Below are 12,561 nucleotides of genomic sequence, written 5' to 3'. Positions count from 1 at the left end.
TTATTCGCACCCAGATTTCTCTTGTGTTATAATAGGAGTATGAAAACAGTATTAATCACTGGCTCTTCTAGGGGGATTGGCGCTGCCACTGCTAGGAGACTTGCCAAGTCTTATAAAATCGTTATAAATTACAACAAATCCAAGGACAGGGCTCTCGCTCTTTTGGCAGAGCTTAGGCAGATAAATCCTCTTGTGATTGCCGTTAAGGCAGATGTCTCCAAGGAGGATGAAGTTTGTGCTATGTTTGATATTATCGAGAAAAATTTTGGCTCTGTTGATATCCTCATCAACAACGCTGGAATTTCATATTTTTCCCTCATCCAAGACATGCCTTTTGAAAAATGGAAGGAGCTTATGGAGACCAATTTGAATTCGGTTTTCCTAAATTCAAAAAGAGCTATTGCTAAGATGGTCGAAAAAAAATACGGGGTTATTATTAATATTTCATCTATTTGGGGCGATTTTGGTGCGTCTATGGAGGCAGGCTATTCTGCTAGCAAGGGGGCTATCAATGTCTTTACCAAGGCCCTTGCCAAGGAGCTTGCTCCGTCAAATATTAGGGTCAATGCCATAGCACCGGGTATAGTCGATACTGATATGATGAGAAAAGATTTTGATGATGCTGAGCTTCGTGATTTGAAAAATGAAGTCGGTCTTAATAGGTTTGCCAGTCCCGACGAGATTGCAAGTCTCATCGAATATTTAATTTCTGACGACGCTTCTTATATTACTGGCGATATTATCCACATAAATGGAGGCTTTAATTAGCCTCCCAGAGTGTAGACAAATGCTCTTATAATATAGATAGCAATTTTGCTAATCCCTAATTTATGGGATTCTTCCTCACTTCGTTCGTCAGAATGACATGAGTGTAGAACTTTGTCGATTGTCTAGGAGGCTTTAATTAGCCTCCATTTTTATTTTTTAAATTGACTGTGTGACTTGCCTATATTTCCTGGAAGTCCTTAAAATTGTACCAATATATTAATGACTTGGTCACTTTTTTGCCCAGGGCTTCCTCTATGGCTTGTTTGTAGATAGCAAGTTGGGTTTGGTAGGTGTCCTCTCTTTTGATCATGTCGGTCTTAAAGTCGATCAAAATTATTTCGTCTTGCCCCTCAAATATCAAGTCTATCTGGCCATTTACATAGTAACCGTCATAGGTCATTAGGAAGGATTCTTCGCTTCTCTTTGGGATATTTTCGCCGATTAATTCTGCTATTAGGCTATTCGTATAAAAGCCTAGGAGCTTGTCTATTTCTACAATTTCTTTGATTGTTTTGTCAAAGATTTTTTTCTCTATTAGCCTGTCAATTTCATTTTCCAAAGTCCCTGCTGTGTAGACTTTCATCGGAAGTTTTTGGAAAATTTTGTGGATTAGGCTACCCTTTTCGGTTGGGCTGTAGGCTTTTTTCTCTTCCATAAAACTTGGTTTTTTGAAGGAGATATTGCGACTAAATCCCTCTGCATCAAAGGTTTCGTAGCCATCGCTTTCGGCATTAAAGTCCTTGGCAAGTTCTGTTACGGATTTTTTGAGGCTCTTTCTTATGTCATCCTTGCCAGGGTAGGTAAAGTCTAGCTTGGTTTGGATTTGCTTGAGGATTTTCGTATTTGCTTTTTCATTTAGGATGTCGTATAGGCTTTCATTGTGGCTTACAGAAAGGTCTGGAACATCCTCTATAAAGTCAAAGCTAATCCTCTTATCAAAAGTCGATTGCTTTTTAACACCCGTAAAAAACTCACTTGTGATGTTGTCAAAGGAAAGACTCGCCATTATCCATTCTAAATGAGAATTTAAGGTCAAGTAGGATTCATTCTTATATACTTTTTCAAAGGCCGATGAATTTTTGTCAAAATTGCCTGTGATGTAGAGCCTTTCCTCTGCCCTGGTGAGGGCCACATAGAGGATTCTCATTTCTTCTTTCTTGTCATCTTCCCTAGATTTTTCTATGATTAGCTTCCTATTTATACTTGGAATTTTTATCTTGTTTTCATAGTCGGCGACATTGATGCCGATGCCGATTTTTTCATCAAAGATTATCGGGTCTACCTGCTTGTTGAAGCCCTTGTCTGCGCCAGCGAGGATGACAATTTTAAATTCAAGGCCCTTGGACTTGTGGACGGTCATTATTCTGACTAGGTCTTCGCCCTCAGATAGGTCACGAGTTGGAGTGATGGAGTCAGACCTGGTGGATTCTAAGTTAGCAAAAAAGTTTACAAAACCATAGAGACCATTGTCGTTTACCGAATCATAGTCTGCCATCATGTCAATTACCGAGTCAATATTATTTATCCTGTCTTCTGCCAAGTCCCTCGCCAAGAGAAAGTCATAGAGGCCGGACTTTTCAAAAAGATAATTGGCAAAGTCGTAGAGGTTTAAAATTGCAAGTTTGTCTTTTAAGTCCTCGATTAGGGCTTTGAATTTTTTGATTTTTTCATAAAGCTCATCTTCCTTGTTATAGGCATCAAAGGCTTCGTAAAATTTATAGGAAGCGAATGCTAGTTTAATCCTCGCCAAGTCGTCCTCGTCAATGTCGAAGATAACAGACCTTAAGACTGAAAGCAAAATGATGTCGTCATTGGGGTTTGTGAGGTATTTCAATAGGTTTATAAAAAATCCTACCTCACTCGCCTGGGTGGAAACCTTGGATATATCATTGAAGTAGGGGATGTCTGCCTTCTTGAAGGCCTCTTCGTACTTGTAGGATTCGGTACCATTTCTTAGGAGAATGGCTATATCCCTGTACTCGTAGCCTTCGGCAAGCAAGTCTTTGATTAGGCTTGCCAGATAGGTTTCTTCTCTGACAGACTTAGCCAAGACCTTGACCCCAACTCTTGCAGAATCCAAAAGGTCCTTTTCTTCCTTGCCGTAATTTAGCCTGTGACCACCCTTTTTGTAGTCAATATCTGCCATCTCCTTGGTCATGAGCCTGTCAAAGATGTAGTTGTTAAAGTCTAGAATTAGCCTATCGGTCCTGAAGTTTTCGTTGAGGTTTATCCTCATTGATTCTTTTTCTTTTTCGTAAGAGTCGAGTTTTTCTATAAATAAATCTGGCCTTGCCCTCCTAAAACCGTAGATTGATTGCTTGACGTCGCCTACAAAAAATAGGTTTCTGTCAGATTTTAATTTATCAACGATATAGTTTTGGATTTCATTTGAGTCTTGGTACTCGTCAAAGAAAATATACTTGTACTTGGCCCTTAATTTTTCCCTGGCAGTTTGATTATCGAGCAAGGATATAAATTCGTGTTCCAAGTCGTTGAAGTCAAGGTAGTCTTTGGCAGATTTTTTCTTATCAAAGGTCTCTTTAAAGTCCTTGGTGAGTTTGTAAAGCTCCCTAAAAAGCACGTCTTCCTTGGTCCTTATAAAGTCAAGAGCCTTGGCATCTGTATTTACTATTAGCCCCTCAAGCTCCTTAATCTCGGCCTTGTAGGCATCTCTTGCCGAGTTTATTTCATTGACTAGGTCATCATCACCTATTTCGGTTTTGATTTTTTTTGCAAAGGTTGCGTACTTTTTGTTAGCAAGGGCCTTAGAAAAATTGTCCCAGTCATCAATTTGGTCTCTGATGCCAGCGAGCATTTCATAGTCCTCTGCAAGCAAATTCACTGCTGTGGCAGGTAGGATTGGATTTAGTCTCGCTCCAAGATTTTCAATCCTCTGTAAGGTCAAATCAAACCTGTGTCTGATAAAGTCTTTGAAGTATCCGAGGTTTTCTCCCCTATCCTTGGCTTCTTCTAGCCACTTTAACCCGTCTATCATGCCGACAATTTTTTGGTAGGTCAAAAGAATTATTTGCTTGGCATTGTAGTCAGACCTTTCGCCCGAAAAATTTTGCAAGAAATAGACAAAGTCTGGGTCCATTTTTTCGTATTGTCTGTCAAAAACCTCGTCAATGGCATCAGCCATGTAGATTTTGCCTGTAGAGTCAGGCATAACCTTGAAGTTTGGGCTAAGCTTGTCTAAGTAATAGAAATTTTCCCTTAGCATATCGGAGCAAAAAGAGTGGAGGGTCTTGATTTGGGCGAGTTTGAGAAGTTTAAACTGCCTTTTTATGAAGGCTGGGTCAAAGTCGGTCGCTCTTTTTTCTAGAGCTTCTCTTATCTTATCCTTCATGTCTTGGGCACTCTTGTTAGTGAAGGTGACTATTATCATCTTGTCTATGTCGATTCCTTCCTCAACCATCATTGAAATCACCCTATTAACAAGGACCATGGTCTTGCCCGAACCTGCTGCGGCAGATACTATTATATTTTTATCTCTTTCGTAAATCGCAGTCCTTTGACCGTCGGTTAACCTAAGTTCAGTCATTTTCTGCCTCCAAGTCTTCTATGGTGAGATTTTTATCCATATCCCTAAACCTAAAGCTGTCAATGGTCTTGTCAAACTTGCAAATCCCCTTGTAATCGCAATAGGTGCAGGAGGAATAATTTTTATCCTCTCTGAGGGGGGCGAGGTTGATTTTGCCAGCCTTTATATCCTTGATCAAATCTTTTACCATATTTTTTATAAAGTCGCTAAGCTTGGCAAAGTCTTCCTTGCTTATCTTGTAAGATTTTCTGTTTCTTACAATAGAAGAAGTCTTGCCATTGGATTGCCTATCCATGAGGGTAAGAGCCTTGCCGTCAGTGTCAAGAAGGATGCCATCTAGGGCAAATTTCTTATCAAGACTCGCTGAGATTTTTTCTTCATCAGCAATCGAATCTCCAAAATTTTCTATTTCATCCTTGAGGGAAATATAAAAGGCACCTATTGGTTCTAGGTTTTTCTTATCGTCACTTACAGCAATCATATAAATAATAAGTTGCAAGTCCTTGCCATTTAGGATAGCGGCGAGGTTGAAGGCCTTTGAGCCAGTCTTGTAGTCAATTACCCTCACCAAGTTTCCTGCCATATCTATCCTGTCTATCCTGCCCCTCAAATAATTTTCCTCATCCACATATACCGGGTCAAAAAATCCGCCCTTGTCAAAGGCTTGCTCGAAGTATTCGAGTTTGAAATCGCCTCTTTTTAGCTGGTCGACAATCTGCCTGGTATTTCTCTTGGCAGCCTGGTTGATATTTTTTAGGATATATTTATTCTTTGGGCTATCCTTCCTAGTGGAATCGAGGTTTTCATCAATCCCTTCATTGAATTTTTCATCTAAAAGCTTGTCAATTTCTGAAAAATCTACCTCATCTAGGTCCATGTCCTTGATAAGTCTTGATAGGTCCTCAAAAGACTTGTGGACAATATTTCCTATATCGAGGGCATCCACATCAAATTCTTTTTCCACATCTGGCCTTAGGCCGTAGGCTATGAAATGTTTGTAAGGGCAAGCCGAATAGGTTTCAATTTCTGATACCGAATAGGCGTGCTTTTTGTAGAGGACCTTCCTAAGCTCATCTGCCAGAGCTAGCTTGTCGTTGGTATAAAATAGGCCTTTTTTAACCTTGTCGTAGGTGAGCTTATTCTCGTCCTTCTCTTGATTTTCCCTAAGATATTCCATGAAAGCTGTGGCAATTTGCTTGTCTTTGTCGGTGATTTTTTCCTTGTTGGCAAGCTTATTTAAGACAGCAAGGGTGTATTTTTTAAGGCTTTCTCTCGCAAAAATCGCATCTTCTGCCCTTGGGTCTAGCAAGATATTTTTCTTAAGCTTAGGGAAAATTTTTCTTATATCTCGGATGACCAAACTTTCGTTTAAGTCCTTGCCTTCCTTGTCAGACAGAGCGTAGGAGAAAATCAATTTATCACTCCTTGAAATAATCTTATATAGGCTTAAAAGCTCTGCCCTGTCGCGGTCCTTGGCGTAGAGTTTAAGGTCAATCTTTGCCTTTTCTAATTCTTCCATCTCATCTGGACTGATGAGGTAGTCCTTGGCCTTTTGGCTTGGAAAATACGCATCGTCCATACCGAGTAAAATATTTATTTTTTTGTTTGAAACCCTATCTCTCGCAAAATCTGTGACAATCAAATGGTCCTTAGATGGTGGAATAAGTCCGATTTGTATATCTCTGGTGACTGCTTCAACTATGGTTACGACCCTGCTAAGAGGAAGGCTCCTGTCGCCCATCAATAAGACTAGCTGGTCTAAAATTGCCACAAACTCATCCCAAATCTGCTCATTTTCCTTGTAATCATCAAGGTCAGCATTCTCCAAAAGTTTGGCTTGAAAGGCGTTGATGCTTTTTTTGATGTCAGAATCGGCAATCATTTTAAAAATCTTTGTAGCAAGGTCCTTAACTGTCATATTTTTCTTATCAAGACCCTTGGTTAGGTGCAAAATTTTTGCCCTGACTAAGTTCACATGGTCGTATTCTTCACGCTTTTTTGCGATTTTTTCATCTTTTTTGGGGTCATTTACCAAATTTTTTTCGTAAAAATCTTCGTCCATGGCAAAGTACTTGTCATTTTCAAACATAGACCCCTTGATTTTCCTATAGGTCAAGAAATTTATTAGGGCGTTGGCATCTTTATCAGAAATCCCGATTAGCTTTGAATTTAGGATATAAAACAGATCTTCTTGCCTAAAATTATTCACCTTTAGCCTTAAAAGAGCCAAAAAAGTTTTGATGATATGGTTATCTGCCATCTTCCTCCTCTTGTCGAGAAAGATTGGAATTTCATATCTTGAGAAAGTTTTTATCAGCTCATTTTCGTACTGGTCAGGATCTGTAAGATAAACTGCCATGTCCTTATAACGGATATCTGGATTAGTCTTTATAATTTTATTTATCAAAAGAGCCATGTTAGTGACTTCAGACTTTGTTGAAATCGACTCATATATTTTGATATTCTCTGGATTTTTTTCAAAAGGCGCTGGCCTATAAGTTTCAAAATTTATCCTTAGGTGGTCGAGGTCAACTGTCTTAGGATTTGATGGTAGATTTATGACTTCACTTTCAAAATCTTGCCTAAATAAGTCAAAAGTCCTAGCCGAGCCGTCGAAAATTTCTGGTCTAACTAGGGGATTTGAGATAAATTTAGGGTCGATATTTAGGGAAATATTTAGGTTGAGTCCCTTATTGTATAGGGCAGAAATTAGGTCAAGCTTTCTTTCCTCAAAGAAGTCAAACTTGTCGATAAAAATCTCGTAGCCATCAAGAAGATCAGTTTTATCCAGATTTGCTGCCACAAAACTTAGGATGTCTTCCTTGTCAAAATATTTTCCCTCTAGCTCCTTTTGGTAGGTGTCGAGGATTAATTTTATTTCCTCAAATTTTATTTTTGAAATCTCGGATATGTCGCTATTAAAAATACTTGCAAAAAATCCTTCATCAAAGTTATTATCTTTAAAATTTGAAATCAAGCCAACAATCGAATTAATAAAGTCAATGTTTTGGTAGGAGTTTTCAAATAATTTCAAATCGTCTTTGAGGTCTTGGAGGATATTGGTTAGGAGTAAAACCTTGCCTTCCTTGTTCAAAAATTCGAGTTTACCCTCGGTAAAGTTGTCCATAAAAAAGCTCGCAAAGGATGAAAAGGATAGGACCTTGGCATCCATTACTGCCTTGTATTTTACAGCCTCTAGGAAGTTTATATCAGTCTCCAAGGTGTACTGTTCAGGTACAATTAGGATGGATTTTTTCCCCTTATCAAGCCTCTCTTCGATTTTTTTGTAAAGGTAGGAGCTAGCATTTTCCGCCACCTCTGATATTATTAATCTAATCATCTACAATCTCCAAACTTGAACCCTGGCTTGGGTCATAAGTTATTAAAATTTTCGCTTCTATCGCATCTTTAAGCTCATCCACATGGGAAATCAAACCGACAAACCTATTTTCCTTGGAAAGTTTTTCGATAGTTTCAATGGCGTTTGCCAAAAACTCTTTGGAAAGAGTCCCGAAACCTTCGTCAATAAAGAGGGTATCAATCCTAATCCCCCCGTTTTCTGCGCCGATTTCATCAGAAAGACCCAGAGCTAAAGACAGGCTTGCGAGGAAATTTTCCCCACCAGATAGGGTTGAAGCAGGCCTTTTCTTGCCGGTGTTGGAATCGAGTATATCAATATCAAGACCCATCTTGGATCTTGCGTCTACTGCTTCTGTCTTTCTCACCATCGAAAATTGCCCATCTGTCATCTGATTAAACCTAAGGTTGGCAAAATTTAGGACCCTATCAAAATAAACTGAAAGGATGAAGGTCTCAAAATCGAGTCTTTCAAGACCTTTGACCCCACCTGTTTGTCCGTTGGCGAGATCTGATAGGTTTGAAACAATTTGAGCAGTTTTTGATAGGCTCAAATAGGAGGCATGGATTTTTTTAATTTTTCCCTCGTCTTTTTTGATCGAATTGAGTATGGTTGAAAGCTTGATTTTATCATCATCAAGGACTTTTATTTCCCTGGTAACTTCCTTTAGGTCATCTTCAAACTTAAAAAGGTCTTCTGGAGCCTTGTCCTTGAAGAACGAGAAATTTTCCTTGGTAGTTTTCTCCCTCGCAAGGTCGGTGAAATAAGTTTCTACCAAGTCTTTTTGGGCCTTTAATTCGCCTTCCCTTGATAAGTACGCCATGTAGGCTTCTAAATTTTCAAATTTCTCTTTAAGTTTATCTTCAAAATCCTTTTGGTAAGTTTTTAAGTCCTCATTAGCCTTTGCAATATTTTCAATAAGGGCAGCTAGGCTCGCCTTTTGCTTTGATATCGCTAAAACCAAGTCTTGGTGGGCTTTTTCCTTATCCTTGATAAAGGTAGTGGTGGATGAAATCTCTTCTTCTAAGCTCTTTTTTTCACCAAGAAGCTTTGCCATATCAAGACCTGCCATGGTCTTTTCCCCTGACAAATATTTGATCTTAAGGTCTGCCAAATTTTTAAGCTTAGCTGATATTTCCTCGCAAGCTTTCTCCTTTTTTTCTCTCGCTTTTTTAAGGTCCACGCCCTTTTTGCCGATTTCATTCGCCTTTTCTGTCAAAGTCTTAATCTTTTCCTTGGTTTTTCCTCCCAAGTCCTGATAAGATTTTAATAGGTCCTTATTGTCGGCAATTATTTTTTCAATTTCACCTAGCTTATAGGCTGTGCCAAGGTCTTTGAGGTTTCGCTCGTAAATGGCCTTGGTTTTTTCTAAATCAATCCTTATATCAGCCAATTCTTGACTAATTTTTTCCAAATCGAGGTCGGAAACTGCAAGCTTTTCCCTCTCACCCTGGTGGGCCTTGCCACAAACCGGGCAAAGTCCCTCGGCATTTAACCTGTCAATGAGCTTATTTATCTCCAAATTTTCTCGGTCTTCATCTGCCTTATTTTTTAGATTTTCGGTCTTTTCGAGGTCTTTAGCAAGACTTGCTAGCTTTTCCTCATAGGTCTTATTTTCCTTGATTTTTTGGTAGTCTTTGGCCAAATTTTCAAGCCTAGTTTTGATTTCAGAAATCTTCTCCTTGTTGGCAAAGTCCTCTTCCTTGGCCCTTGCTAAATCCTTGCTTATTATATCATAAAGATTTCTAAGCTCATCTAGATTTCTTTCATCATTTTTTATCTCGGTTTGAAGCCTTTCCAAATCCTTATCCAAGTCCTTGATGGCTTCGTAAGATTTTTTCACTCTAAGAAATTCTTCCAAATCAGCAATTTCTTTGACTTTTTTTGAATGAGAAATTTTTGCCTGATCAAGTTTGTTCTTAAGGGATGGGAGCTTTTCGACTTCTTTTTCAACTTCAACTAAGGCTTGATTTTTTTTCGCTAAATTTTTTTCTATCCCGAGCTTATTTTCCTCAAAATCCCCAAGATCGGCCTTGGTTTTTTCAAGCCTATCCTCATAAATTTTTATGGAAAGCGCATAGAAAAGCAAGTCCAAATCTCTTTTAAGGTCGGTATTTTTATCAAAATCTACCAGCAAGGCCTGGTAGGTTTCCTCTGACTTCTTGTATTTTACAATGTTTTCATTGAGAGTCTTGGCCTTTTCCAAGTCACTTATAAGATTTTTTTCATTTTTCTTAAGCTTATCCAAGGATTTTAGAATTTCTTTCAAAAAACCTTCCTGGTCAGCCTCAGTTTGGGCAATTATTTGAAAAATATTTTCAAAATCACGTCTTAAAATGAGGTCTTCGCTGATTTTCCCTTGCAAAAGCTCATTATCACTTAGGACATTAGCTAGGTCCTTATCAACCTGAGCAAGCATTTTTTTGTTTTCATTGGCCCTCTTTTTAAGCTCATCCTGGATGGCTCTTAGGGCATCAGTCTTGAAAATATCTGACAAAAGTGCTGCTTTTTCATCCGATTTTGAAATCAAAAATTTTTGAAATTGACCCTGGGCGAGGAGCATAACCTTAGAAAATTGGTTCTTATCAAGACCTACCAAATCTTTGATCCTTTCGTCAACTTCTTTTATCTTATCAGCTATGAGGGTTTTTTCTCCTGTAATATCGTAAAGCTCAACCCTATGGCCAATATTTTTTGGATTTTTAAGCTCTACTGCCCTCTGACTTGGGATTCTTACAATTTTATAAACCCTGTCAGCAAGAGAAAATTCCAAGTCTACATAGGTGAAATCGTCATCTTCTGAAAGGTAGTCGCTCCTTAAATCTTCCATGGCAATTTCTCTTGGCACTTCCCCGTAAAGGGCAAAGGAAATGGCGTCAAAAATCGTAGTCTTGCCTGATCCAGTTGGGCCCGATATCAAAAATATTTTTTTGTCGAAAAGTCTGGTAAAGTCGATTGTGACCTCGTCTTTGTAGGTCAAAAATCCCCTTAATTTTACCTTCCTAACCTTCATTGATTACCCCTATCACGTCTTCTAGGACGGTTTTTTCATCAGCTGTCATCTGGCGTTTATCCTTGTAGGCAACAAAGTCCTCAAAAAGTTCCAAGGTCGACTTATTTTCTATATCTATATTTATGTCTTCATCATTCATGGCAAAAACAGACCTTGATGCGTAATTTATAAGGACTGCGTTTGGAAATTTTTTCTTAAATTTCGCCATGGCATTTTCAATTGTTGCCCCATCTTCGAGGATAAATTTGATATAAGAATCACTTGCCGGCTCTCCTATCAAATCGTCAAAAAATCCTGTCCTCACTTCAAAATCTCTCAAAAGTTTGATAGGAATTTTCTCAATCTCGATACTTTCAGACCCCAAATCAACAATAGTCACCGATTTATTATTATCTTTTTTATCGAAAGAGTAAGGCATAAAGGTGCCCGAATACCTGATTTTTGGATCTAAAACGTAGTGGGCAGAATGAAGGTGGCCCAAGGCGACATAGTCAAAGCCCATAAAAAGTCCTGCATCCATACAGTCTGAACCCCCGATTGTCAGTGGTTTTTGGCCCTCATTGTAATCTTTTTCTAAGCTCTGGTTAAATTCTGTCGCATAGCAGTGGGTGATTAAAATATTCCTGTCCTCATATTTATAATCCTTAAGAGCCTCTCGGTATAAATCGGTAAAATCAGCGAGATCTTCTCCAAAAATCACCCTAGCCTTGGCAAGAGACATAAAGGGCAAGAGGAAAAAGTGGATTGGCCCGTTTTCGTCTTCTAAGGTCACGACTTCTTTTGTGTATTCTCCTGCCAGATAATATTTATTGGTCTTATAAAACCTCTTATTCACATCCAAACGCTTGGCAGAATCGTGGTTTCCGGAAATAGCTAGAACTGGAATTTTTATGTCAAAAATAATTTTTTCTATGAAATAATTATATAAATCAAGGGCATCAGCCGATGCAACAGCTGTGTCAAAAATATCGCCAGCAATCATTACAGCGTCGATTTTTCTCTCCTCGATGATGTCTAAAATCTGATCTAAAACATATTTTTGATCTTCAAGAAAGGAAAAATTACCCAAAGATTTGCCTATATGAAGGTCCGATAAGTGGAGGAGTTTCATTTTTCATCTCCCTTTCTCACAAAGGTTAGGGTATCTTTTGTCGAATTGTATGGGTCATAGACATAACCATTGACATCAAGCCCTTTAATTTCCTCAACATCCTCGATTTTTCCTGAAATTATTTCCCTAAGCATGGCACCCCTCGCCTGTTTTGTGTAGGAAACAACAGATTTCAATTTCCCATCACGATTTTCCTTAAAATCCACAGTCAAAAACTTATCAGTTTCCTTCAAAAATGGCATTAAGGTCTTGGTATATTCCTTGCTCGCAAGGTTTAAAACCAAATCTCCGTCCTCAAAAAGTTTTTTATACAAATCATCGCCCCAAAATTCGTAGAGGTCATACATGGTGTTGTCAAAATATAGCCTATAATCTCTAATCCCTGTCATTGGCTTTAATAGACCATAAAATGCATCAAGAATGTAGACATGGTCATTTAGATAGTCTATATCATCGAAATCTTCCATGGAAAATTGCTTAAAAACCAAACCATCAAAGGAAAAAAGTGCTGGATTTGTGAGGTCGTTAAAGTCAAAATCCTGAAAATCGTAGTAAGCCTTTTCAGTGAGTTTATCATTAGTCCTATTAAGATTTCCCATTTCATTCATGGAAAGTTTCCTAACTTTATCAAGCAAAATCCTAGTCTTTTCAGGAAACAAAAGCTCTTCAGTCTTTATATTATCAAAATGTTTAAAACCCTTAGCCGGTGAAATAATAATCTTCATAAAAATCCTTTCTTTATATATAATATTATATCATAAAAAGAA

Annotated in this window: 6 protein-coding genes; 1 reads left to right on the top strand and 5 read right to left on the bottom strand. The window is 38.3% G+C overall.

The genetic code is table 11. The features are described 5' to 3' along the window. The first annotated feature begins 39 nt into the window (after positions 1–39). Positions 40–768: an elongation factor P 5-aminopentanone reductase gene (gene ymfI / locus HMPREF0072_RS06235; protein ID WP_004828406.1), complete on the top strand. Its 729-nt coding sequence runs from the start codon at positions 40–42 to the stop codon at positions 766–768. 178 nt (positions 769–946) lie between these two features. Here ymfI and HMPREF0072_RS06230 read toward each other — a convergent pair whose 3' ends face one another. From HMPREF0072_RS06230 to HMPREF0072_RS06210, 5 genes are read right to left on the bottom strand one after another with little or no spacing between them, the layout of a single operon-like run. Beyond that, entirely contained in the window at positions 947–4,312 is a 3,366-nt protein-coding gene (locus tag HMPREF0072_RS06230) for a UvrD-helicase domain-containing protein (protein WP_004828404.1), read from the bottom strand. Beyond that, positions 4,305–7,652, bottom strand: a complete 3,348-nt coding sequence (locus HMPREF0072_RS06225; RefSeq protein ID WP_004828403.1) for a PD-(D/E)XK nuclease family protein — start codon at positions 7,650–7,652, stop codon at positions 4,305–4,307. Before HMPREF0072_RS06225 ends, HMPREF0072_RS06230 begins: the two co-directional genes overlap by 8 nt. Next, complete coding sequence (locus tag HMPREF0072_RS06220; RefSeq protein ID WP_004828401.1) at positions 7,645–10,683, bottom strand: AAA family ATPase; 3,039 nt, start codon at positions 10,681–10,683, stop codon at positions 7,645–7,647. The genes HMPREF0072_RS06225 and HMPREF0072_RS06220 overlap by 8 nt, the downstream gene beginning before the upstream one ends. After that, positions 10,673–11,794, bottom strand: coding sequence for an exonuclease SbcCD subunit D (locus HMPREF0072_RS06215; protein WP_004828399.1), 1,122 nt, complete (start codon positions 11,792–11,794; stop codon positions 10,673–10,675). The genes HMPREF0072_RS06220 and HMPREF0072_RS06215 overlap by 11 nt, the downstream gene beginning before the upstream one ends. Next, positions 11,791–12,519 (bottom strand): YaaA family protein, encoded by a 729-nt coding sequence (locus HMPREF0072_RS06210; protein WP_004828397.1) that lies wholly within the window; start codon positions 12,517–12,519, stop codon positions 11,791–11,793. Before HMPREF0072_RS06210 ends, HMPREF0072_RS06215 begins: the two co-directional genes overlap by 4 nt. Positions 12,520–12,561 lie beyond the last annotated feature (42 nt).

The organism is Anaerococcus lactolyticus ATCC 51172, assembly GCF_000156575.1.
In the GTDB taxonomy this organism is placed as follows: Bacteria; Bacillota; Clostridia; order Tissierellales; family Peptoniphilaceae; genus Anaerococcus; species Anaerococcus lactolyticus.
The sequence above is the reverse complement of the archived record's forward strand: the minus strand, read 5'-3'. Positions and strand labels throughout refer to the sequence as shown.